General features: G+C 70.4%; 17 protein-coding genes. 9 read left to right on the forward strand and 8 right to left on the reverse strand.

Annotated elements, in window-relative coordinates; translation table 11 throughout:
• Positions 1-107 precede the first annotated feature (107 nt).
• Positions 108-1064 carry a TauD/TfdA dioxygenase family protein gene (locus tag LBW94_RS07040; protein ID WP_225057391.1) on the reverse strand — a complete coding sequence of 319 codons (957 nt, stop codon included), beginning with the start codon at positions 1062-1064 and terminating at the stop codon, positions 108-110.
• A gap of 286 nt (positions 1065-1350) precedes the next feature.
• Between LBW94_RS07040 and LBW94_RS07045 the strand changes: the two genes are divergently transcribed.
• From LBW94_RS07045 to LBW94_RS07070, 6 genes are read left to right on the forward strand one after another with little or no spacing between them, the layout of a single operon-like run.
• Positions 1351-2436: an ABC transporter substrate-binding protein gene (locus tag LBW94_RS07045; RefSeq protein ID WP_225057392.1), complete on the forward strand. Its 1086-nt coding sequence runs from the start codon at positions 1351-1353 to the stop codon at positions 2434-2436.
• A complete protein-coding gene (locus LBW94_RS07050) occupies positions 2433-3479 on the forward strand; it encodes an ABC transporter ATP-binding protein (protein ID WP_225057393.1) in 1047 nt (348 codons plus the stop codon). Before LBW94_RS07045 ends, LBW94_RS07050 begins: the two co-directional genes overlap by 4 nt.
• Entirely contained in the window at positions 3460-4341 is an 882-nt protein-coding gene (locus tag LBW94_RS07055; protein WP_266270165.1) for an ABC transporter permease, read from the forward strand. The genes LBW94_RS07050 and LBW94_RS07055 overlap by 20 nt, the downstream gene beginning before the upstream one ends.
• Positions 4334-5143, forward strand: coding sequence for an ABC transporter permease (locus LBW94_RS07060; protein WP_225057394.1), 810 nt, complete (start codon positions 4334-4336; stop codon positions 5141-5143). Before LBW94_RS07055 ends, LBW94_RS07060 begins: the two co-directional genes overlap by 8 nt.
• Positions 5140-7188, forward strand: a complete 2049-nt coding sequence (locus tag LBW94_RS07065; protein WP_225057395.1) for a hydantoinase/oxoprolinase family protein — start codon at positions 5140-5142, stop codon at positions 7186-7188. The genes LBW94_RS07060 and LBW94_RS07065 overlap by 4 nt, the downstream gene beginning before the upstream one ends.
• Positions 7185-9134, forward strand: coding sequence for a hydantoinase B/oxoprolinase family protein (locus tag LBW94_RS07070; protein ID WP_225057396.1), 1950 nt, complete (start codon positions 7185-7187; stop codon positions 9132-9134). The genes LBW94_RS07065 and LBW94_RS07070 overlap by 4 nt, the downstream gene beginning before the upstream one ends.
• A 284-nt stretch (positions 9135-9418) precedes the next feature.
• On the opposite strand, the gene LBW94_RS07075 is transcribed toward LBW94_RS07070, so the two are convergent.
• Together LBW94_RS07075 and LBW94_RS07080 are read right to left on the reverse strand one after the other, a co-directional pair.
• Positions 9419-10186, reverse strand: coding sequence for a deoxyribonuclease IV (locus LBW94_RS07075; RefSeq protein WP_225057397.1), 768 nt, complete (start codon positions 10184-10186; stop codon positions 9419-9421).
• A 75-nt stretch (positions 10187-10261) separates the two neighbouring features.
• The gene (locus LBW94_RS07080) at positions 10262-10507 is read right to left on the reverse strand and encodes a hypothetical protein (RefSeq protein ID WP_225057398.1); all 246 of its coding nucleotides are present in this window, start codon (positions 10505-10507) and stop codon (positions 10262-10264) included.
• A gap of 383 nt (positions 10508-10890) precedes the next feature.
• Between LBW94_RS07080 and LBW94_RS07085 the strand changes: the two genes are divergently transcribed.
• Positions 10891-12258 (forward strand): serine/threonine-protein kinase, encoded by a 1368-nt coding sequence (locus tag LBW94_RS07085; protein ID WP_225057399.1) that lies wholly within the window; start codon positions 10891-10893, stop codon positions 12256-12258.
• Between the two features lie 7 nt (positions 12259-12265).
• On the opposite strand, the gene LBW94_RS07090 is transcribed toward LBW94_RS07085, so the two are convergent.
• The gene (locus LBW94_RS07090) at positions 12266-12988 is read right to left on the reverse strand and encodes a phosphatase PAP2 family protein (RefSeq protein ID WP_225057400.1); all 723 of its coding nucleotides are present in this window, start codon (positions 12986-12988) and stop codon (positions 12266-12268) included.
• 123 nt (positions 12989-13111) lie between these two features.
• Between LBW94_RS07090 and LBW94_RS07095 the strand changes: the two genes are divergently transcribed.
• Together LBW94_RS07095 and LBW94_RS07100 are read left to right on the forward strand one after the other, a co-directional pair.
• Positions 13112-13867: an ABC transporter ATP-binding protein gene (locus LBW94_RS07095; protein ID WP_225057401.1), complete on the forward strand. Its 756-nt coding sequence runs from the start codon at positions 13112-13114 to the stop codon at positions 13865-13867.
• A 17-nt stretch (positions 13868-13884) separates the two neighbouring features.
• Positions 13885-16386 (forward strand): ABC transporter permease, encoded by a 2502-nt coding sequence (locus LBW94_RS07100; RefSeq protein ID WP_225057402.1) that lies wholly within the window; start codon positions 13885-13887, stop codon positions 16384-16386.
• Positions 16387-16703: 317 nt separating this feature from the next.
• Here the strand turns inward: LBW94_RS07100 and LBW94_RS07105 are convergent, their stop codons facing one another.
• The 4 genes from LBW94_RS07105 to LBW94_RS07120 all read right to left on the reverse strand — a co-directional run bounded on the left by LBW94_RS07105 (position 16704) and on the right by LBW94_RS07120 (position 24538).
• Positions 16704-17891 (reverse strand): VWA domain-containing protein, encoded by a 1188-nt coding sequence (locus LBW94_RS07105; protein WP_225057403.1) that lies wholly within the window; start codon positions 17889-17891, stop codon positions 16704-16706.
• A gap of 151 nt (positions 17892-18042) precedes the next feature.
• Positions 18043-20559: a DUF5682 family protein gene (locus LBW94_RS07110; protein WP_225057404.1), complete on the reverse strand. Its 2517-nt coding sequence runs from the start codon at positions 20557-20559 to the stop codon at positions 18043-18045.
• Positions 20556-21659 carry an ATP-binding protein gene (locus LBW94_RS07115; protein ID WP_225057405.1) on the reverse strand — a complete coding sequence of 368 codons (1104 nt, stop codon included), beginning with the start codon at positions 21657-21659 and terminating at the stop codon, positions 20556-20558. The genes LBW94_RS07110 and LBW94_RS07115 overlap by 4 nt, the downstream gene beginning before the upstream one ends.
• On the reverse strand, positions 21656-24538 hold the full coding sequence (locus tag LBW94_RS07120; protein ID WP_225057406.1) for an SWIM zinc finger family protein: 2883 nt from the start codon (positions 24536-24538) through the stop codon (positions 21656-21658). The genes LBW94_RS07115 and LBW94_RS07120 overlap by 4 nt, the downstream gene beginning before the upstream one ends.
• Between the last annotated feature and the right edge of the window lie 27 nt (positions 24539-24565).

A 24565-nucleotide genomic window follows, 5' to 3' on the forward strand; every position in this document is an offset into this window, starting at 1 on the left:
GCGGGGAACCCGGGACCGGCCGAGGTGAGGACGGGTATCGGCGCCGTGTCCCGGGTTCCCTGCCGCTGCCGCGGACGGCCCGCGGTCGGTGCGGTCGCGGTCGGCGCTCAGGCCGCCGCGGCCACGTCTTCGACGATCGAGTAGTCGGTGGCATCGCCGACGATGATCCTGCTCGGCGTGCCGTCGATGCCCACCGGGATGTCGCCGGCCAGCGTGATCCGGGTCAGCTTGCGGTGCTCGCGGGCGTCGTAGTCATCGATCGCGTAGTGCTGGGTGGAGCGGTTGTCCCAGATCGCCACGTCGCCGAGCTCCCAGTTCCACCGCGCGGTGTGCTCGAGCTTGATCACCCGGTCCTGGAACAGCTTGTACAGGGTCTGCGACTCGGTGCTGGACAGGCCGATGAAATCGGCGACGAAATGACCCAGCAGCAGGGCGCGTTCACCGGTCTCGGGATGCACCCGGACCACCGGATGTTCGGTCTCGTAGTTGGTCGAGACGAACTCGTCCCGGTAGGCCTGCACATTGCCGGCGAACTCCTCCGGCACCGCCTGCAACCGCTGCTCCACCGCGTGCCGGGCCGCGTAGTCGTATTGGTTGGTGTGCCGGGCGCGCAGCGATTCGGCCAGCCGCTTCAGCGGTTCCGGCAGCGCGTTGTACGCGGCCACCGTCGACGCCCAGGTGGTCGAGCCGCCGTAGCTGGGCAGTTCCACCGCGCGCAGGATCGACGCCTTCGGCGGCCGGTCCACGAAGGTGACATCGGCGTGCCAGCTGTTGGCGCGGCCGTGCTGGGAATCGATGGCCAAGGACTTCACGCCGTGGGACTTCACCGTCGGATGCGGTGTGGTGGGAGTGCCGAGCAGCCGGGCGAACTCGTACTGCCCGTCCTCGCTCAGATGGTGCTGGCCGCGGAAGAAGATCACCTTGTGCTCGTTGAGCGCGGCGCGGATACCCGCCACCGTCTCGGGTTCGAGGTCGCCCCCGAGCCGCACGCCCTCGATGCGGGCGCCGATGTATTGGCCGAGTTTGACGACACCGAACGTCTCGGTGGCGGATTCGACAGACATGAGGGCCCTTTCGATCGGGGGTAGTGCCGCCGTCGAGCACACCACCGAGCGGCGGCCGCGGGCCAGGATTACCGTCAGCTGGATCGTAATCCCGGCGGGGCTGTCGGCCGAATCGGTTCACAGACCTCTCACCAGCGGAAACCGTAGTGGCGGAGCGCGGTTCGGGGTGGTTCTGATACTCCGTGGGTAGACATCTGAGAATTCCGATCAGACCGATCGGTGTTATTTTCGAGTACGGCAACCACGGACCCGGCACGCGAGGGTCCCTTCGGCCCGAGGACGAGGCATGATGTTCAAGCGCGTAGGCGCGATCCTGGCCGCGACGACAGCACTGTTCGCTGCGGCCTGTTCGGTGAATACCGGAAGTACCGGCGGCAGTGGCGATTCCGGCGGCGCCATCACGGTGACGGCCTTCGCCGGCGCCTGGAGCGAGGCTTTCACGTCGGCATTCGTGGCACCCTTCGAGCAGGACACCGGCATCAAGGTGAACCTGGTGCTCGGCGCGGACGCGGACTGGCTGACCAAACTGCGCGCCGCGGGCGGTAAGAATCCGCCGTTCGATCTGGTGGCGTTCACCTCGGAGTCGGTGCGCGCGGCGGTCGGCGGCAATCTGCTGCAACCGCTGGACACCGGCAAGATCCCGGCCTGGAATCAGTTGTCGAACACGCTGATCCAGCAGTCCGTCGTCGACGGCAAGGCCTACGGCGCCCCGCTGACCACCGGATCGCTGGGCTGGCTGTATCGCACCGACAAGATCAGCACGCCGCCGACGGACTGGAAGGACGTCTTCAACCCCGCCTACTGCGGGCACATCGCGCTGGCGCCGCTCACCTACAACGCCGGCATGCAGTTCTTCTCGGCGCTGGTGCACAGCCTGGGCGGCACGCTGGCCGATCCGGCCGCCGTCGACCGGGCCTTCACCGAACTGGCGAAACTGAAGAACTGCGTGTCGTCGTTCCCCGCCGATGCGGGCAGTGTCGCGACCGCCGTGCAGAACGGTGACGCCTGGCTGGTGCCGTACTGGGACGGGCGGGCGCTGGCCATGTCGAAGGCCGGTCAGCCGATCGGGTTCACCTACCCGGCCTCGGGCGCGGTGGGCGCGCTCACCTCCTACTATGTACCCGCGGGCACCACCCACTCCGACCAGGTGTACAAGTTCCTGAACTACCTGACCGCCGCGGCGCATCAGAAACCGTTCGCGGAGGCCACCTTCTACGGTGCGGGCAACAACACCATCACCTACAGTGCCGATTTCGACGCCAAGATCAAGCACGGCGAGGACGTGTACAAGACCTTCACCTGGGTCGACTACAACACCGCCACGCCGAACCTGAACCGCTGGCAGCAGCGATGGAACCAGATCTTCGGGTGAGCGAGCACCACGAGGCAGCGGTGCGGACCGGCGATCATCTCGAGATCGCCGGTCTGACCGCGGGTTACGACGGGCACGGCGTCCTGAACGTGGACCGGCTGACCGTGGCGCGGGGCGAATTCCTGTCGGTGCTCGGGCCCAGCGGCTGCGGGAAGACCACCCTGCTGAACACACTCGCCGGCTTCGTCCGCCCCGACTCCGGCACGATCCGGCTGGCGGGGGCGGACCTCACCGGCGTGCCGCCGCATCGGCGCGGGCTGGGGCTGGTGTTCCAGAACTACGCGTTGTTCCCGCATCTGAGCGTCGCCGACAATGTCGCCTACGGCTTGAAGGTGAGGCGCGTTCCGAAAGCCGAACGCGCGCAACGGGTCGAGGAGGCGCTGCGGCTGGTCGACCTCGCCGGGTACGCGAATCGCCGTCCGCGTCAGCTGTCCGGCGGGCAGCAGCAACGGGTGGCCGTCGCGCGGGCGCTGGCGATCCGGCCCGAGCTGGTCCTGCTCGACGAACCGCTGTCCAACCTGGACGCGAAACTGCGCCGCGAGATGCGGATCGAACTGCGGGCCCTGCAACAACGGCTCGGCATCACGATGGTGTTCGTGACGCACGACCAGGAAGAGGCGCTGTCACTGTCCGATCGCATCGCGGTCATGAACGCGGGCCGGGTCGAACAGGTCGGCACGCCGGAGACGGTGTACCGGGCGCCGGCCACCCGGTTCGTGGCCGAATTCCTCGGCGCGGCAAACGTACTCGACGGTGTCGCCGCCGACGGCGTACTGACCGTCGGCGAGGTGCGCATCCCCTGGCGCGGCTCGGCATCCGGTGCGCTGACCGTCGCCGTGCGGCCCGAGCGGATCCGGCTGGGCGCCGCCGCAGGATGGCCGCGGGCGACGGTGCGGCTGCGCTCCTTCCTCGGCGACGGCTGGCAGCTCGAACTCGAACCGGCCGGTGGCCCGCACCTGACCGCACGGGCGGAACACGCGCCCGAGGTGGGCAGTGTGGTGACGGTGAGCTGGGAGGACGACGATGTCATCGTCCTCGGGTGAGACCGGGTCCGGCCGGTGGCGGGGTGCGGCGCTGGTACTGCCCGCGCTGATCTTCCTGGTGCTGATGCTCGTGCTGCCGATGATCCGGATGTTGATCATGAGCTTCCGGCCGGTGGACGAATACGGGCAGGCGCAGTCCGGTTTCACCACCGGGCAGTACCGGCGGGTGTTCACCGAATCCTTCTTCTCCCAGGCGCTGGTGCACAGTGTGTACGTGGCGCTGGTGGTGACGGTGTTGTGCCTGGTGCTCGGCTATCCCGCCGCCTACGTGCTGGCGCATCGGCGGCCGGGCGTGCTGCGTACCCTGTTGCTGCTGGTGGTGGTCTCACCGCTGCTGACCAGCGTGGTCGTGCGCAGTTACGGCTGGTCGATCCTGTTGTCCGGCAACGGGTTGGTCAACCGGATCCTGGTCGGGTCGGGGCTGCGGTCGCAGCCGGCGCATCTGCTGGGCAGCACCCTCGCGGTGGTCGTCTCGGTGACCCACGTACTGCTGCCGTTCGCGATCATCCCGCTCACCACGGCGCTGCGCGGCATCGAACCGAATCTCACCCGGGCGTCGCTGTCGCTGGGAGCGGGGCCGGTGCGCACCTTCTGGCGGGTCACCGTGCCGTTGAGCCTGCCGGGCATCGCGGCGGGGGTGCTGATCGTATTCGCGTTGTCGATGGGTATCTACATCACGCCGCGACTGATCGGCGGCACCAATCAGCCGCTGGCCGGAATCCGGATCTACGACCAGGTTTCGAGCGTATACGACTATCCGATGGCGGCGGCGCTGAGTTTCGTATTGCTGATGCTGACCGGGATCTGCACGGCCGTCTTCGGCGGCGGGTTGCAACTGTGGGCGCGGAGGCTCCATGGCTAGCCGGTGGTCGGCCGCGGGACGCCGGGCGGCCGTGATCTGCGGCCGGATCGCCGTCGCACTGGTCTTCGTCTTCCTGCTGGCGCCGCTGGTGGTGCTGGTGGTGGCGTCGTTCAACGCCGCGGATTCGGTCGCGTTCCCGCCCAGCGGCTTCTCGTTGCGCTGGTACTCGTCGGTGCTCTCGTCGCGGGACTGGCTGGTGTCGTTCCAGCTGTCCGGGCTGCTGCTGGTGTCGGTGGTGATCACCACGGTGCTGCTGGGCACCGCGGCCGCCTACGGGCTGGCGCGCGGCAGCTTCCCGGGGCGCGGGGTGCTGTCCGGAATCGCGTTGAGCCCCTTGCTGGTTCCGGAGATCATCGTCGCGCTCGGGCTGCTGTACTACCTGCAAGGGCTGCGGTTGACCAATACGATCACCGGCCTGTGGCTGGCGCATTCGCTCATCGCGCTGCCGTACGTGGTGCGCGCGACGCTGGTCAGCGCCGCCGGACTGGATCCGACGCTGGAACGGGCGGCCGCGAGCCTGGGCGCCGGGCGGGCCCGGGTGTTCCGGACGGTGACACTGCCGCTGTTGCGGCCGGGCATCATCGCCGGGGCCGTCTTCGCCGCGGTGACCTCGCTGGGGGAGGTGGCGATCACCGCGCTGGTCGCCGGGGCCAACACCACCACCGTGCCGCTGCGGATCTATTCGGCGGTCCAGTTCGAGCTGGATCCCTCGGTCGCGGCGGTGTCCACCCTGCTGTTGCTCATCAGTGTCGTCGTGATGCTGGTGCTGGAACGGTTCGTACGTCTGTCGGAGCTGTTGTGACCTCTCGACCGATCGCCGATCCCTCGATCGCGGCGCGTGCCGGTATCGACGTCGGCGGGACCTTCACCGATTTCGTGCTGGTGCTACCCGATCGGGTGCTGCACCACAAGGAGCCCAGCACGCCCGGCGATCCGACCGTTGCCGTCGCCCGGGGGCTGGCGGCCATCGCCGCGCGGGCGGGTATCGCGCCCGGTGAATTCGGTGCGATCGCGCACGGCACGACCATCGGGCTCAACACCATCATCCAGCGGCGCGGCGCCCGGCTGGCGCTGGCGGTCACCGAGGGCTATCGCGACATTCTGGAGATCGGGCGCAGCCGGATGCCGTCGTCGTTCGACCTGCACGCGGCCAAGGAGGAGCCGCTGGTGCCGCGGGAAGCGGTGGTGGAGTTGCCCGCCCGGCTGCGGCCGGACGGGACGGCGGCCCGCATCCCCTCCGATGCCGAATTGGCCGCGGCCGCCGCCGGGATCGACGCGGATGCCGTCGCGGTCGTGGTGCTGCACGCGCACACCGATCCGGGATTCGAGGCCGGGGTGGCCGCGCGGCTGGCGGAGCTGCTGCCCGGCACCGAGGTCGCGGCGTCGGCGACGGTGTGGCCGGAGGTGCGCGAATACGAGCGCACCCTCGTCACCTGTATGAACGCCTACATCCAGCCGTTGATGCACGCCTATTTCGCCCGGCTGGAACAGCGGCTGGCCGAACTCGGCATCACGGCCCCGGTGACGATCACCGGATCCAACGGCGGTGCGCTCAGTGTGCGGGCCGCCGGGGATCGTCCGCTGGAGACGGTGCTGTCCGGGCCCGCGTCCGGGGTGACCGCCGCGGCCGCGCTGGCCGCCGAGGCGGGCATCGCGCGGTTGGTGACCTTCGACATGGGTGGTACCAGCAGCGATATCTCCGTCGCCGTGGCCGGGGTTCCGGAGATCACCACCAGCACCACGATCGGCGGGTTGCCGCTGGTGCTGCCGGTGGTGGCGGTCGACGCCATCGGGGCCGGGGGCGGTTCGGTGGTGCGGGTCGACGATCAGGGCCTGCTCAAGGTCGGTCCCGACAGTGCGGGCGCGGATCCGGGTCCGGCCGCGTACGGGCGTGGCGGTACCCGGCCGACCGTCACCGACTGTTATCTGCGTACCGGATTGCTCTCGCCCACAGGCTTTCTCGGCGGCCGGATGACGCTGGACGCGGCGGCTGCCGACCGGGTGTTGACGGAGGTGGGCGCGGGGCTCGGGCTCGACGGCCTGGCGACCGCCGCCGCGGCGCTGCGGATCGCCACCGCGGGTATGGCCGTCGAATTGCGGAAAGTGCTGGTACAGCGCGGTTTCGATCCCGCCGAATTCACCCTGGTGCCATTCGGCGGCGCCGGTCCGACCCATGCCGCGGCGCTCGCCGAGGAGGTCGGCATCACCGAGATCGTCGTACCGCCCGCCGCCGCCACCTTCTGCGCCCAAGGCGCGGCGACCGCCGACCTGCGCCGCGACTTCGCCCGCAGCCTGCGGCGGCCGCTGGACGAGGCGGGGATCGCCCGGTTGCGCGAGATCGTCGCCGACCTGGAGCAGCAGGCCCGGACCTGGCTTGCCGAACAAGGGGTCGCCACCGGCGAGCCGCGCCTTACCGTCTCGGCGGATCTGAGCTACCACGGCCAAGCCTTCGAACTACGGGTGCCGCTGGACGTATTGACCGTGGACGCGGTGAGCGCGGCGCTGCACACCGAACACGAACGGCTGTACGGCTTTCGGGATCCACAGACGCCGATTCGTGTGGGGACAGCGCGATTGACGGTGGTCGGGCCGCTGGTCACGGCGTTGCCGCGGGCGACGTCCGGTGGCGTGGCCGCCCGCCCCGAGACAGCCGTCCCCGCGGCAACGCGGCCGGCATTCCTGGGTGGGCAATGGGTTTCCGCGCGGATTCTGCATCGGGCGGGCTTGCGGGCGGGGGATCGATTCGATGGTCCCGCCATCGTGGAACAGGAGGACACCACCGTGGTCGTGCCGGGAGGCTGGACGGTGACCGTGGACGAATTCGGCAATCTGCGGGTGCGGCGATGAAACTCGATCCGGTCACCCTGGAGATCGTCGGGAACAAGTTCGCCGCGCTCGCCGAGGAGATGTGCCTGACCCTGCAACGCACCAGCCGGTCGCTGTACGTGAAGGAGACCGCCGACTTCTGTTGTGCGCTGGCCGGTCCCGACGGCGGGTTCTTCGCGTATCCGCGCGGGATCGGGGTGTCCGGTTTCGTCGGATTGGATGTCGCCACCGCTGCGGCGGCCGTGGGGCCGCTCGAACCCGGCGATGTGATCATCACCAACGATCCGTTCACCTCCGGCGGGCTGGCCACGCACCTGACCGATATCCAGCTCATCGCGCCGTATTTCCACGAGGGTGAGCTGATCGGATACGGCTGGGCCTTCATCCACTGCTCGGATATCGGGGGCCGGGTGCCGAGCAGTCTGTCGCCCACCAACGACGAGATCTTCCAGGAGGGTTTGCAGATCCCGCCGGTGAAACTGGTCCGCGCGGGGGTGCCCGACGAGGCGGTGGAACGCCTGCTGGCGGCCAACACCCGCACGCCCGACGCCAACCGGGGCGATCTTCAGGCCATGCTGGCGGCGCTGCGGACCGGACGCGGCGGGCTGGCGGCGATCGTCGCGCGGCACGGTGTCGGGGACGTGCTCGACGCCCAGGTCGACGTGGTCGAGTACACCGCCGCCAAGGCCCGCGCCGCGCTGGCGACGTTGGCCGACGGGCAATTCCGATTCGTCGACTACCTCGACGACGATGCGGTGTCCCGGATTCCGGTGCGTATCTCCGTCACCGCCACTCTCGCCGGCGGTGATCTGCATCTGGATTTCACCGGCACCGATCCGCAGGTGGCCGCCGCCTTCAACATCGCCAGCCTGGGCCGCCCGCACGCGTGGATCACCACGCGGGTGCTCGCGCTGATCTGCACCCTGGACCCGACGATCGCCCTGAACGCGGGCCTGGTGCGGCCGATCAGCGTGCACGCTCCGGAAGGCAGTGTCGTCAACGCCGTGCGACCGGCGGCGGTGGGTGTCCGGCACGCCACGGCGTCCCGGGTCAACGACGCACTCGGGGGTGCGCTCGGACTGGCCGCGCCGCAGGTGCTTCCGGCGGCGTCCAGCGGCCTGGTCGTCCCGGTGGTGGTGGCGGAGCACGACAACGTGCAGGTGCTGGAGCCGATGGTCGGCGGTACCGGCGCCCGATTCGGCGCCGACGGGGTGGACGGCCGCGACAGCGGCATCTCCAACCTGTCCAACAATCCGATCGAAACCGTCGAGACCGAGATCGGCGTGGAGATCCTGCGCTACGGCCTGATTCCCGACTCCGGCGGTGCCGGGCGCTGGCGCGGTGGTTGCGGGCTGGAGCTGAGCTTCCGGGTGCTCGACGACGGTGCCCGGCTGCTCGCGCGCGGCCTGGAACGGCAATGCTTCCGGCCGTGGGGTGTCTCCGGTGGTGGACCCGGTGCACCGGCTCGGCTGTCGGTCAACGGTTCCGCGGTCGCCAAGGTCGATGTGCTGCCGCTGCGGCGCGGGGACATCGTCACGCTGTGTACGTCGGGTGCGGGTGGCTACGGTGATCCCTTCGATCGCGATTCGGAGGCGGTGGCCCGCGATGTGCGCCGCGGGGTGGTGTCGGAGACGGTGGCGGCGCGCGACTACGGCGTGGTGCTGAGCGGCGGCCGGGTCGACGAGAACGCCACCGCCCGTGCCCGATCCGGCTCGCGCGGTTCCGGCTTCGGGTTCGGTCCCGAGCGCGTCGCCTGGGAATCGGTCTTCGATCTCGCGAGCGCCGACGCCCTGGTGAACGCCCTGTTCACTCTGCCGCCGCGCGAACGGTACCGTCGCCGGGCCGACATCGTCGCAGTGGTGCTGGCCGAACTCCCGGACGATTTCCCGCGCTCCGCCGCGAGCGCGGCCGAGATCGACCGTGCCCGTGCGGCATTGCGCGACGGGATCGCCGCGACAGCGCGGTGAAAGTCGAGTACGCGGTGCGGGGACCGGCTTCGTCGTGGTGCCGAGTACTCGACGGCAGCTCGGCGGGGTTCAACCGCGCCATTAGTGACGGCTCAGTCGTGGTGCGGCAAGGCTCACCCGCCACGGGATGCCCGGCCGCCGTGCGGTGGCGGCGCTGCTGTCGGGTGGCCGGATTCGGCCGTGCTGCGGGTGACCGTCCGGCGGCGGTGCGGTGATGGCACAGCCACAGTGGTGGCACGGGTCGGCCGCGATGCCATTTCTGCCCAGCCGGTGGCCGCCGGGGCTCAGCCGAGGTGTTCGCGCAGGTAGGCGAGGTCGTCGGCGAGGCCCTCGGCCGGGGTTTCCAGGACGACCGGTGCGCCTGCGGTGCGGCACACCTCGGCGAGTAGTTGAGGATCGATGGTGCCTTCGGCGAAGTTGGCGTGCCGGTCCGCACCCGAATCGAACTCGTCGCGTGAGGAATTCAGGTGCACCAGGTCGATGCGGCCGGTGATCGCCTTGATGCGGTCGACCACGCCGACCAGTTCCTCCCCGCCGGCCCAGGCATGGCAGGTGTCCAGGCAGAAGCCCGCGCCGAAATCGCCGATCGCCTCCCAGAGCCGACCGATCGAGTCGAAATGCCGTGCCATGGCGTGATTTCCGCCTGCGGTGTTCTCCACGATGATGGGGACCGCGAAGCCGCCCTTCTCCTCCTGGCGCTCGAAAAGCTTGCGCCAGTTGATGATTCCGGCCTCTATCTCGGCGTCGGAGCGGACGTGGCCGCCGTGCACGACCAGGCCGAAGGCACCGAGGTCGGCCGCGGCCTTCGCCTGCTGCGCCACCGCGCTGCGCGAGGGCATGCGCAGCCGGTTGTTCGTGCTGGCCACGTTGATCTGGTACGAGGAGTGCACCACCACCTGGATCGGGCTGGCCTTGATCTCCTCGGCCCGGGGGTGCGGCTGCGGTTTGTCCCAGCTCTGCGGGTCCACCACGAACAGCTGGATGACCTCGGCGCCGAGCTTCTCGGCGAAACCGATGGGATCCTCGTCCTGCCTCAGGTGCGCACCAATCATGGCCAGGAGCGTATCGGGTGGCACCGACACATCGTCACCCCCGCTCCGAGCGAACCCCGGAGCGGGGGCCGGAGGTCAGGAGCCGGCGGCGATACCGAGGTTCACCTCGGCGATGGCCTGGTCGATCAGGTTCATGGCGTTGACGCGATGGCCGTCCTTGTCGGGAATGGCCTGCTCGAGTTCGCTGTGGGCCGCCTGCAGGTCGCCCCGGGCGGCGGTCATATGGGGCTGCAGGGCCACTGCCGTGCCGGCGCCGATGCCGGTGAAGAGCAGGGCTCCGCAGACACCGGCGACGGCCAGCCGGAACTTGGAAATCCGCATGATGTTCACACTTCCTGTGCGAGGTGTCGACGTGGGTCGCGAGCACGACCCGATCCGAGCGTAATCGGCCGGTGGTTCGGGCCGGACCGCTGAAAAATGCCTTCCCACATGCGAAAACGGCGCGCGCAACGGCTCCGGGCGGGCGACGGTGTTCTCAGCGGGTCTTCAGCTTGTACCAAGGTTCGTCGACGCGGACCGTCGGTGCCGGCCGCTACGGTGGTGGTCGGCGGTGTTCCGTCGGGGACGGTGACCACTGCCCGCGAAGGTCGGGACGCGTTGTATGGTTGCCGTGTTCGGCGGTCGGCGGTGACGACGGTCAATTGTTCGTGTGGTATTTGCTGCGCACCGGCTGCGGAGGTGCGGCACCGGATTTGGGAGCGGGGATGCAAGCCAACGGTGACGTTTTCGCAGGGTATGTCATCGAGCGGCTGCTCGGCCGGGGCGGCATGGGCCAGGTGTACCTGGCGAAGCACCCTCGCCTGCCCCGGATGACGGCTCTCAAGCTGCTGAACCGGGAGATGGTGTCCGATCACGAGATTCGCGCGCGGTTCGAGCGTGAGGCGGATCTGGTCGCGCAACTGGATCATCCGAACATCGTCACCGTCTACGATCGCGGCCTCGAAGACGGGCAGCTGTGGATCTCCATGCAGTTCATCGACGGTATCGACGGCGCCAGCGTCGATCCGCAGCGGCTGCCGCCGGAGCGCGCGGTGCAGATCATCGCCGAGGTCGCCGAGGCGCTGGACTACGCGCACCGCAACGGTGTGCTGCACCGGGACGTGAAGCCCGCCAACATGTTGCTCGCGCGGTCCACCGGCGGTAAGGGCGAGCGGGTCTATCTCACCGACTTCGGTATCGCGCGGCTGCGCGACGACGGCGGCCATCTCACCCAGACCGGTACCTTCACCGCGACCCTGGCCTACGCGTCACCGGAACAGCTCACCGGCGCGTCGCTGGACGGCCGCGCCGATCAATATTCGCTGGCGTGCAGTCTGTTCTGGCTGCTCACCGGTACCGGGCCGTTCTCCGCGCCCAACCCCGCCGCGGTGATCCGCGGCCACTTACAGTCGCCGCCACCGCCGTTGAGCAGTGTGCGGTCCGGGTTGCCGCCGGCGCTGGATGCCGTGCTGATCAAGGCGATGTCGAAGCGGCCGGACGAACGGTTCGGCACCTGTGCCGAATTCGCGGTCGCCGCCCGGCGGGCCTTCGCTCCCACCAGCGCACCACACATGCAGGTGGCGCCGCGGCCGTCCACCGGGCCGTCGATGCCGACCATCGGCATGCCCGGCACCGGTCCTGGGCATCCGGTCGGCACCGGTCCTGGGCATCAGGTCGCGCCGCGGCCCGCCACGGGTCCGGGCACGCCGGTCGCCCCGCGGCCTGCCACCGGTCCGGGTACTCCGGTCGCGCCGCGACCGGCCACCGGACCGGGCAACCCGATCCCGCAGCCCCCGCGCCCGCTGACCCCGGCGCCGCAGCCGGTATACCAGCAGTCGGCGCCGCGGTACCAGCAACCCCAACCACAGCAGGGCAGTTACTACCCGCCGCGGCCGGTACCGCCGCCGCGGCGGAAATCGAACAGCGGGTTGATCATCGGGATCATCGCGGTGGTGGTGGTCCTGCTGCTGATCGTGCTGGCCGTCATCGGCGCGATGTCGAACAAGAGCCAGTCCTCGTCCTCGCATCGGCCGCCGGGCGCGGCCTCGACCTCGGTGCTGGTGCACCACCCGGCGCCCGACCGCCGGAACTGAGGATCGATCAGGCCGGTTGCGCGCTGGTGGTCGTAGCCGGGCGCCGCAGCCGCAGGTAGGCGGCCAGGCACACCGTCGCCCACAGCGTGCCGATCGCCCAGCCGGCCAGCACGTCGGTCGGCCAGTGCACACCCAGATACAGCCGGGACAGGCCCACCAGCGTGACGAAGGCCGCGGCGGTCACCCCGACCGCGATCTGCACGGCCCGGCGCCGCACCGCGAGTATCACCAGCGCGGTCAGCACGCCGACGACGACGGTGGAGCCGAGGGTGTGCCCGGAAGGATACGACTGGTTGGTCTCGGTGACCAGGCGGTCCACCACCGGCGGCCGTTGCCGGCCCACGATGGCCTTCAGCGTGACGACGATCAGGCCCGCGCCGGCCGTCGCGGTGCCGGTCAGCAGCAGTTGCGGCCAGCGCCGGCGGTAGGCGAACCAGGCGCAGGCGGCCGCGGCCACCGCGGCCATGGTGGTGGTGTCGCCCAGATCGCTGATCGCCTTCGCGATCGGGGTCAGCCACCCGGTGCGATGCGGGACCACCCAGTTCATGGTGGTGGTGTCGATACCGGTGGCGCCGTCGCGATCGACCACGTTGTCGGTGAGTTCGGCCACGCCGGCGGTCAGCATCGCGACCGCGATCAGCGCCAGGCTGCCCGCCCAGCGCAACACACCGCGGCGGACGAGCACCGTCGTGGCAACGGCGGTCAACAGGGCCAGCACGAGCAGAACCATGGCGACCAGCATACGGATGCCGCGGCGTACGATCGGCACGGCGAACTCCCGGCGGTGTGCGCGCCCGTGATTGGGGGACAACCCTGATGGCGCGTACGGCGACCGGCCGGAAGACTGGGGATCATGACCGCCGAAGCTCTTGGCACCGAAATTGCCGTTGGCGCAACCACCGCCGCGGCCCGCGCGACAAATCTGGTGAAGCTGTACGGATCGGGAGACACTCAGGTCCGGGCATTGGACGAAGTATCAGCCGAATTCGCACAGCGCGAATTCACCGCGATCATGGGTCCCTCGGGCTCCGGCAAGTCGACCCTCATGCACTGCCTGGCCGGATTGGACAGTGCCACCTCCGGCTCGGTCCACATCGGTGACACCGAGCTCACCGGCCTCTCGGACAAGCAGATGACCCGGCTGCGCCGCGACCGCATCGGTTTCGTCTTCCAGGCGTTCAACCTGGTGCCCACGCTGACCGCGCTGGAGAACATCACCCTGCCGCTGGACATCGCCGGCCGCAAACCCGACCAGCAGTGGCTCGACACCGTGATCGAGCGGCTGGGCCTGCGCGATCGCCTCGGCCACCGGCCCAGCGAGCTGTCCGGCGGGCAGCAGCAGCGGGTGGCGTGCGCGCGGGCGCTGGCCGGACGTCCCGACATCGTCTTCGGCGACGAGCCCACCGGAAATCTGGACTCCCGCGCCTCGGCGGAGGTGCTGTCGATCCTGCGGGCGGCGGTGGACGAATTCGGGCAGACCGTGGTGATCGTCACACACGAACCGCATGCGGCGTCCTACGCCGACCGGGTGGTGTTCCTCGCCGACGGCCACATCGTCGACGAACTGCGCGATCCGACCGCCGAATCGGTGCTGGAGCGGATGAAGTGAGCGTCGCCGCTTCGCCCATGCGCAAGGTCACTCTGCGCAATCTCGCCGCGCACAAGCTACGGCTGGTACTCACCCTGCTGTCGGTCGTGCTGGGCACCGCCTTCATCGCCGGATCCTTCGTGTTCACCGACACCCTGCAGAGCACCTTCGACGGCATCTTCGGCGATCAGGCCAAGGGTGTGGATGTCCGGGTGGAGCCGAAGGAACGGCAGTCGCTCGGTATTCCGCTGGACGTGGTGAGCAAGCTGGCCGCGACCGGCGGCGTGCGGGCGGTGGCGCCCGCGGTGCAGGGGCCGACCGTGCTGCTGAAGGACGGGCACGCGGTGCAGACCGGTGGCGCGCCGACCTTCGGGCAGTCGTATCTGCCGCCGGGACAGGCGGTGTCGCCGCCACAGAAGTTCGTCACCGGGGCGCCGCCGGCCGACGGCCAGGTCGCGATCAATGTCGGGGGTGCGAACCGGGCCGGGCTGACCGTCGGCGACAAGGCCAAGGTGCTGGTGCCCTCGCACGGCATCGTCGACGTCACCGTCAGCGGTATCTACGAATTGCCCTCCGACACCGGCGGATACATCGGCCTGCTGTTCGAGGACGCGCAGGCGCGGCAGTTGTTCACCGACGGGCAGCACGTCGCCTTCGTCGATCTGGCGGCCGCGCCCGGGGTGAGCGCCGACGCGCTGCGCGACCGGATCGCGAAGACGCTGCCCGATGACAAGGTCCTCGACGGCGCGCAGGTCCGTGCGGACCTGAAGGAGCAGATCGCGCAGGCCCTGAAGTTCGTGAACTACTTCCTGCTCGCCTTCGGCGCCATCGCGCTGCTGGTCGGCACGTTCATCATCTACAACACCTTCTCGATGATCGTCGCGCAACGGCTGCGGGAGTTGGCGCTGCTGCGGGCGATCGGGGCGAGCAGCGGACAGGTGGGCGGCTCCGTCGTGGCGGAGGCGTCGGTCATCGGCCTGCTCGGCAGCCTGATCGGCCTGGCCTGCGGCGTCGGGCTGGCGTTCGGGCTGTCGGCGCTGCTCAATGCCTTCAACCTGGGCCTGCCGACCGGGACCATGCAGGTGCGGCCCCGGACGGTGCTGGTCACGCTGGGTGTGGGCCTGCTGGTGACGGTGGTCAGCGCGTACGCGCCCGCTCGGCGCGCGGCGCGGATCCCACCGGTCGAGGCCATGCGCGAAGAGTTCGCCTCCGTGGGCGATTCGCTGCGGACGCGGACCATCGCCGGTGCGGTACTGGCGGTGGCCGGGGTGGCGCTGGTGATCCCGGCGTCGCGGGGTACCGGTGGTAACGCCGCCATCGTGGTCGGAATCGGCGCGCTGGCACTGATTCTCGCGGTGCTGCTGGCCTCGCCCGCGCTGTCGCGGCCGGTGATCGGGGTGATCGGGGTGCTGGTGCGGCCGTTCGGGGCGATCGGCCGGATGGCGCGCAACAACGCGGTGCGCAATCCGCGCCGGACCGCCGCCACCGCGTTCGCGCTCACCCTCGGGCTCATGCTGGTCACCGCGATCGGGATGCTCGGCTCGTCGGCCAAGGCCAGTGTCGGCGAACTGGTCGACAAGGGAGTGAAGGCCGACTACATCCTGGCCGGGCCGCAGTTGATCGGGGTGCCCCCTGGCGCTGCTCAGGCATCGAAATCCGTTGCGGGCGTGGCGAATATCGTCTCGTTCCGAGGTGTGGTGATGAAGGCGGGCGACGAGCAGATCGCCGGCATCTCACCCGACGGCGCGATGAATCAGGTGCTGAACTACGACGTCCGGCGCGGCACCGGCACCCTAGGCGACACCGACATCCTGGTCTCGGAAACCGAAGCCGGGAAACGGAATTGGCACGCCGGTGACAGTGTGGTGCTGACCAGCGTCGACAACAAGAAGTTCACGCTCAACGTCTCCGGGATCTACAAGGACACCCAGCTGCTCGGGCCGCTGGTGGTGGCGCCGGCGCTGTACAACCAGGTGATGCCGGTGGCGTTCCGCACCGATGTGGTGGTGCTGATCACCGCCACTCCCGGCGCGGACCTGGGGGCGCTGCGGACCGGTCTGGAGAAGGCGACCGCGCCCTACGTGGTGGTGCAGGTGGAGAACCGCGACGAATTCAAGGGTGCGCAGGGCAAACAGGTCAACACCATGCTGGCGATCCTGTACGGGCTGCTGGCGCTGGCGGTGGTGATCGCGATCCTCGGCATCGTCAATACGCTGGCGTTGTCGGTGGTGGAGCGGCGCCGGGAGATCGGCATGCTGCGCGCGGTCGGCGCCCTGCGACCACAGGTGCGGCGGGCCATCTATCTGGAGTCGATGCTCATCGCGGTGTTCGGCGCCGTGGCCGGGGTGGCCCTGGGGCTGGGGCTGGGCGTCGGATTCCTGCGCACGTTGCGTGATCTGGGGCTGGCCACGATCGCGGTGCCGTGGAGTCAGGTCGTGCTGATGCTGGTCGGGGCCGGGGTGGTCGGGGTGCTGGCCGCGCTGTGGCCCGCGGTCCGGGCGGCTCGGACCCCGCCGCTGGCCGCCATCGCCGACTTGTAGACGGCGCGCCGGGCTCCGCTGCGCCGGAGCCCGGCCGGGTCGCGGCGGTAGCATTCCGCCTGCTGTCTCTTCAACCTGTTCCAACTGTCTGTTCCAACGATGCTCGGACAGGAGATCGGTCATGGAGGTACTCACCGTTGTGCTCGACCTGGCCACCAAGGGTATGGGTGCGGCCGGGCAACTGCTCACCCTGATGGTGGGTGGCTGACGGAACCGCCGATTCCCGGTGCGGATGCCGGGTTCCCGGTCGTGACGTGAGGCGTCGCCGGTGCGGTGCGATACCGCGGGCGGCGCCTCCTTCCGTATCCGGCGTCTGCTCAACGGATTCCGGTGCGTGCCCAGGCGGCCACGTCGCCGCGGCCGAGGGCGACGGCGAGCAGTTCCGGGAAGGCGTCGGGGGTGCAGGCGAAGGCGGGTACCCCGAGGGCGTCCAGCGCCGCCGCGTTGTCGTGATCGTAGGCGGGCGCGCCGTCGTCGGACAGGGCCAGCAGGACCAGCACCTGGACCCCGGCCTCCCGCGCGGTGGCGATCCGGCGCAGCATCTCGTCACGGACGCCGCCCTCGTAGAGGTCGGAGATCAGCACGAACAACGTCTCGGCCGGTCGGGTGATCAACTGCTGGCAGTAGGCGATCGCGCGATTGATATCGGTACCGCCGCCGAGTTGGGTGCCGAACAGCACGTCGACCGGATCGTGCAGATGTTCGGTGAGATCGACCACCGCCGTGTCGAAGACCACCAGCGACGTGCGCAGTGAGCGCATCGACGCCAGTACCGCGCCGAAGACGGAGGCGTAGACGACGCTCGACGCCATCGAACCGGACTGGTCGATCGCCAGCACGACGTCGCGACGCACCGTCTTGGCCTTGCGGCCGTGACCCACCAGCCGTTCCGGCACCACCGTGCGCTGCTCGGGCAGGTAGTGCGCGAGGTTGCGGCGGATGGTGCGATCCCAGTCGATGTCGCGCAGCCGGGGGCGGGCGGTGCGCGCGGCCCGGTCCAGCGCGCCGGAGACCGCCGCGACCGTGCGGTCGGCGATCCGATTCTCGATGTCGCGCACCACCTTCTCCACCACCGTGCGGGCGGTCGCGCGGGTGGTCTCGGGCATCACCCGGTTCAGGCTCAGCAGTGTGCCGACCAGATGCACATCCGGCTCCACCGCTTCCAGCAACTCGGGCTCCAGCAGCAACTGGGTCAGGTGCAGCCGCTCCACCGCGTCACGCTGCATCACCTCCACGACCGTCGACGGGAAGTAGCTGCGGATATCGCCGAGCCAGCGCGCCACCCTCGGCGCCGAACCACCCAGGCCCGCAGAGCGTTTCGTGCCGGGGGACTGCTCATCGGCGTTGTAGAGCGCCGACAGCGCCCGGTCCATGACCACGTCGTCGGCCGAGTCCAGGCCACCCAGGTCGGTGTCGGCCGGCGCGCCCAGCACCAGACGCCAACGCCGGGAACGGGATTCGCCCTCATCCGTTCCTGACAATCCTGCTTCGGGGGTGCCGGTCATCGTGGCTCGTCCGTCTCTCTGCGTGGCGATCGATGGGATCGCGCCGTGCCGGTGAAGAATGGGCCGGTGTTGTAGCTGTCGATCATGGTCGGCGGCCACGTTGCCGGATTGCGATGTGCTGGTGGAGCATCCGTCGTTGTTGCCGGAGTGGTCATCGCGCCACCGCTAGGATGTCGAGGGCAGTGGTCAGGGCCAGTGCGCCGCGTTCGAGATCGTGATCGGCTGTCGTGGTGGCGGTGTGGTCGGCCCGGGGGCCGGTGCGCAGGGCGTGGGCGATGGCCCGGCGCTCACCGATCTCGAAGGCGCCGAAGGTGCGGCGCAGCAGGGGCAGGGTGGTGGTGAACTGGTCGTCGTCGAGACCGCGCAGCCAGGTGTCCATCAGGCCGAGCAGTTCCCGGTCGTGCACCAGCAGCAGGCCGCGGCCACCGAGGAAACCATCGATCCACGCGGCTTTCTCGGCGGGGGAGTGGCCGATCGACAGCGCTGCCGACAGCCGCCGGGCCGACTCGGCATCATCGAAAATCGCTGCGTCGCAGAGTAATCGGACCACGCGGCCGATCAGTGCGCCGTGCACGTCGGTGCGGTCGGCCAGGGCGCGTAGCGCGGCCAGCCACTGATCGGTGGCGTGCGCGTCGTCGCGGGTGGCGATGGCCAGATGGGCCGCGTCGAGCTGGGTGCGCACGGCGACGGCGGCGTCGGCGTCCAATCCGGTGACCGCACCGGCCAGACCGGCGCAGATGCGGATCAGCAGGCCGTCGGCGACCCGGGCGAGCGCACCCACATCGGTGCCGCGCACGTCGCCGTACCGCAGCGTACGCACGACACCGGGCAGGGCCGACAGCAGGTGGGTGACATCGTGATCCAGCGCCGCCACCGATTCCAGGCGGGTGACCAGCCCTTCGATCGCGTCGTCGAGGGCCGCGAGCAGGGCCGATTCGAGGGCCCGGCCCACCGAGTCGACGGTGGCCTCCGGCGCGGCGACCAGATCGAGCAGTGTGGTGCGGGCCGCGCTCCGGATCGTGGTGCCCCACCGGGACGCCGCCACCACGGCGATCGACAGCTGTGGATCCCAGCGCAGCGCCCACGTCTCCCGGAAGGTGCCGATATTCCGCACGTCACTGGAAACCTGTGTGCCCCAATCTATTCCGAGCAAATTCAGGCGGTGCAGCAGATGTGAGCGCGCGACGTCGCGATCCTTGCGCAGGTCGAGGTCCAGGCGTTGTTCCGACGCCTGCTGTTTCAGCCGCAAGGTCCGCGCCTGGGCGCGCAGGTCCGCGTCCAGCGGAACCGTCGGAGTGTCGTCGGGCACCGAGCCGAGCGCCTCACCGACGACGAGATCGGCGCCGATCAGCCGCAACAGCGACTCGTCGCCCTCGCACAGCACCGCCCGGGTCGCGTCGGTGACCTCCGACAGACCGGGCAGCGGCCGTCCGCGCAGTGCGGCCAGAGTCTCGGCCAGCCGGACGGATTCGATGATGTGCGCGCTGGACACCGGCAGATCCTGTACCCGCAACCGCCCGGCGACCTTCGTCAGCCACCGCACGATCGGCTGCTCGGTCTCGGTGAACAGATGGTGGTACCAGCCCGGCGAGGTGACACCGGCCCCGTACCCCGAGGCGTCGGCGAGCCGTGAATGCGCCCAGGGCACCCAGGTCAACGTCGCCCTCGTCTTCGGCAGCCCCTTCAGCAACCGGGCGTCCGCGACCGCCGGCCCGAGCTTGCCCGCCAGTGCCGGCGCATGCCAGGCCCCGCACACCACCGCCAGCCGCCGCGCCCCGCGCTTGAGCATCTGCCGCATCACCTGCCGCATGTACGCCTCGCGCCGCAGGGTGTGCAGATCGACCCGCGGCCCGGCGGATCGTGCCGGTGGCGACGCCGGATCGGTCTCCGTACCGGTCGAAGGGCCGGAGCATGCCGGGGCGGCGGGCATCGGCTGTGCACCGCCGCGATACCGGTCGGTGGTGATGCGGTCGGTGGACGAGGACGACCGGGTTCGGTGGCGCAGTGGTATCCGGTCGGTCGTTGCCGGGTGCTCCGAGGCCGTCGTGCCGGAGGTGTGGACGGTCGTGGACGAATCGGCGGGGAGCGACGATTCCGGCGTGTCGATCGCATCCGCCGGTCGGTCGGTGGCATCCGGGCCCGAGTCGGAAGGCTCACGCAGCGCCGCCATCGCCTCGGTGATGGCATCGAAAACGTCGGCGTCGGCGGATGATTCGATGACGGCGTCCCACCAGCGTTCCGGGTCGTCGTAGCCGGCGGCGGCCGCGAGTTCGGCGAGCGGGTCGGTGCGGTCGCCGGGTTCGGACTCGGCGGCGAGGACCATGGCGGCGGGCAGATCGCAGAAGCCCACGGGGATCTCGTGGTCGACAGCGTAGCGCAGCGCCTGCCATTCCGGGGAGAACACTGCGAATGGCCAGAACGCGGCGTGCGCGGGAGTATCGGGGACGTAGGCGAGCAGGGCGACCGGCGGCGCCATACCGGCGGCCGTCACGTAGCCGATGAGCGGATCCGCGTCGGCCGGTCCCTCGATCAGCACGGCGTCCGGCCGGAAGCGTTCCAGCGCCAGCCGCACCGAGCGGGCCGAACCCGGGCCGTGATGGCGGATGCCGAACACCCGGGTCTGGGCCGGTGGGTCGTCGGCGGGACGCGGGTGGGTGGATCCGGTCATTCGTGCACCTCACGGCAGGCCCGGTAGAAGTCGGACCATCCTTCACGCTCGCGGACGACCGCCTCCAGATATTCGGTCCAGACCACGGTGTCGGCGACCGGATCCTTGATCACCGCTCCCAGGACCGCACCGGCCACGTCGGCGGCGCGCAGTACGCCGTCGCCGAAATGCGCCGAGAGCGCGAGGCCGCTGGTGAGTACCGAGATGGCCTCCGCGGTGGACAGTGTGCTCGACGGTGACTTGAGTTTGGTGCGTCCGTCGGCGGTCAGCCCCGAGCGCAGCTCCCGGAACACCCGCACCACCCGGCGGACCTCCTCGGCGGCGGCCGGTACCGCGGGTAATTCCAGTGCGGCGCCGAGTTGTTCGACGCGCCGGGTCACGATCGCCACCTCCTCGTCCTCGGTGGCGGGCAGCGGCAGCACCACCGTGTTGAACCGTCGCCGCAGCGCTGACGACAATTCGTTGACCCCGCGGTCGCGGTCGTTGGCGGTGGCGATCACGTTGAATCCCTTGGCCGCCTGCACCTCGGTGCCGAGTTCCGGTACCGGCAGGGTCTTCTCGGACAGCACGGTGATGAGCGCGTCCTGCACATCGGACGGGATGCGGGTGAGTTCCTCGATCCGGGCGAGGGAACCCAGCCGCATGGCGGTCATGACCGGTGACGGGACCAGCGCGCCCGTGCTGGGTCCCTCGGCCAGCAGCCGGGCGTAGTTCCAGCCGTAGCGGATCGCCTCCTCCGCGGTGCCGCTGGTGCCCTGGATGAGCAGGGTCGACGAGCCGCTGATCGCGGCCGAGAGATGTTCCGACACCCAGGTTTTCGCGGTACCGGGCACACCGAGCAACAGCAGGGCGCGATCGGTGGCCAGGGTGGCCACCGCCACCTCCATCAACCGGCGCGGGCCCACGTACTTGGGGCTGACGGCGGTGCCGTCGGGCAGCACGCCGCCGAGCAGATAGGTCACCACCGCCCAGGGGGACAGTCGCCACGCCGGCGGCCGGGGACGGTCGTCGGCGGCGGCGAGCGCACGCAACTCGCCGGCGAAGGACTGTTCGGCATGCGGGCGCAGCAGCGCGCCGGAAGTGGTCTCGGTCGTCGTCATCGCAGCTCCTCGAGCATGGTCTTGCGTAGGGTCAGGTCGTGGACGAGTTGATCGAAGGCGTGCTCCCACTGCGGATCTCCGCTGCGGCGGCCGGCGCCCGACGCCGCGGCGCTCGCCTCGGTGGGGAAGTTCACCGCCGCCGCGTGGAACAGACTGCGGTAGGAGACCGGGGACAGGCCGGGCGCGCCGGGGCGCGCCGCCGCCAGATGGGCCCGATCCAGCAGCAACCGCAGCACGTGCTCCGCCAGCGGTAACGGCCACGGCCGCGGCATGGTGGGCACCAGCAACTCCAGCTCGGCCAGCCAGCTGCTGTCCAGCGCGCGCAGCTGTCGTAGCCGGTCGGTGGCGGGCAGCAGCGCGAACAGTTCCCGCCGCACCTCCACGGTCGGGCCGAGTGCGGGGGCCTTGCCGAACAGCTCGAACAACGCTGTCGCCCAGCGGAGATCGCGTTGCGCCAGGGCCGCCTCCGCGAGTCCGGCGAACCAGGGTTCGAGCATGCCCTCGTCGAACTCGACATCGATCACGGTGGCGGGGGTCACCGACAGCGATTCCCAGTACCGCAGCGGGGTCGCCGCGACGAGCCGGTGCAATCGCTCGGCCCGGAGGTCCTGCGGGCCCCCGAGGCGGTAGCCGGTACCGGCCGGGCGGGCCGCCAGTCCGTCGCGGCGCGCGCTCGCATCCGGTTCCGGTGGTAATCGCGCCAGCAGTCTGCCGTGGGACAGGCGCACCCACTGGGCCGCACGTAACTCCATCCGGCCGCCGAACGCCGAATCCGGCAGCCGGGCGAGCAGATCCGCCGCGATCAACCGGACCTCCGCCCGGGAGTCGTCCAGCGCGGACTCCAGCAGGGATTCGTCGGCGAGGGTGAGCCCCTCGCCGAGCACCGCCAGCAATTCCGCGCGGGCCGGGCCGGGTTCACGGGACCACGACGCGGCCAGCGTCTCCCGGGCGCGCTGCGGATCGCGGGTGCGCAGCGCGGCCAGCCAGGCCCGGCGCTCGGCGGCGCGGCCGTGCGACCAGATGTCGTCCGCGGTCGCGGCGTCACGTACCAGATTCCGCCAGGCCGGATTGTGCCGCGCCAGCCAGGCCCCGCGCACGCTCGCCAGCCGCAGCAGCGACTCGCGTAACTCGGTCCGGGTGCGGGCCTGCTCCAGGACCAGGCACGACAGCGCGTCGGGGGCCCGGAAGGCCGGTCGCTCCGCTGCTTCGAACCATTCGGGCAGGAACGGCGAGCCACCGGTGAGCAGTCCGGCCAGTCGTGCCGCGGCGGCCTGCGACAGGACCGGGCGCTCGTCGTCGGCGGCGGGTTCGGGTGCGGGCACACTGTCCGGCAGTATCGCTGCCCGTGTGAACAGGTCGTACAGGACGGCGATGTCGAGCAGGACGGCCGCCGGATCACCCGACAGGTGTTGCGCCGCCGCCGCGACCGGTCCCGGCAGATCCGCCGTCCGTACCCCGCGTCGTGCCGTGCCCAGTAATGCCGTCGACATCGGATCGGCCGCGGTGTCGCCGGGCGCCCCCGATACCGGGTCGGCCACGATACCGGCGATGTCGCCGGCCGTGAACACCGAGATCGGCACCAGGCCGTCGGCGGTCCACTCGCCGATCACGGTCACCGGATGCCCGCCGGACACCCCCAGCAGCGACCAGGGCGCCTCGGCGCACCGGGCCAGCCGCAGTGCGCTGCCGTCGGATTCGCGCACGTACCAATCGGTCTCGGTCACCACCGGGACCACCTGGGGGAGCAGGACCGGCCATCCGCGCAGCCACGGGTCGGCGCCGAGCGCGGCGGCATGCTCGCGGAGTGCGGTGGCGATACCCGAGAGACGTTCCCCGGCAGCGGATTCCGCGGGAGCGACCGGCACGGTGGTGAACGGCTCCGGGACGTCGTGCCGTACCCCCCAGACGGCCCGCAGCGGCGCGGCCGCCGGATGGAAATGCAGATCGGCGTCGATCATCGTGCCGGGCAACGGCATATCGGGCGGAAACGCGGGGCTGCCGAAACTGTGATCGACGATCAGCGCCCACCGGCCGGAGGTGCGGCCACGCAACCACACTCGCCGGGTGTGCAGCCGCTCCTCCTCGGTGTGCCGCTGCCCCAGCACCATCCAGCGATCCCGCACCGGCGGCTGTGCCCGTACCGATTCGGCGGTGACCGGATATCCGATATGCGTGCGGACACTCGCCGCCGGACCGGGTGCGAGCTCGTCCAGCCGCCGATGCGCGGCGGCCAGCAGGTGCAGCCGGCCGAACTCGCGGAGCAGCACCACCGGCCAGTCCTCCCGGACGAGGGCGACGCGGGGCAATTGCCGCAGCGCCGCGGCGACCCCGGGCGCCTGGGCGTCCACCATCCGCGCGGCCACGGCCTCGAAGGCGGGGAACGAGCGATCGGACTGGGCCAGGCCGGTACGGATCTGATCGCACAACCACACCTCCAGGTCCGCCAGTCCCGCGGCGACCCGGGCGCGGCGCTGCCCGCCCGTGCCGGGATCCGGTGCCCGATCAACGGCGGCAACGGGTTTCGCCGCGCGGGCGGCCCGCGCCGTCAGCCAGGTCGCGGCGAAGTCCGCGGGGGCCTCGGCCTCGGCCACCGCGCCCTCGGACCAGACCAGCAGCAGTGCCAGGGCGTGCTTGCAGGGGAATTTCCGGCTCGGGCAGGTGCAGGTGTAGGCCGGTCCGTCCAGATCCACGACGGTCCGATACGGCGTGGCGCCGCTGCCGGCGCACAGGCCCCACAAGGCCGCCCGGTGCCGGCCGGTACCGCTCCACCGGCCGCGCAGCCCGCGGGCGGCGGACAGGGAGGCGGCATCCGGCGCCAAGGCGGCGATTCGATCCGCGGTCCAGCTCATGGTGTCCACTCCGGTGGCAGTTGTGGTCATCGTCGCTCCCCCCTCCGCTCGCTTGCC

The organism is Nocardia sp. alder85J, assembly GCF_020176955.2.
Lineage (GTDB): Bacteria > Actinomycetota > Actinomycetes > Mycobacteriales > Mycobacteriaceae > Nocardia.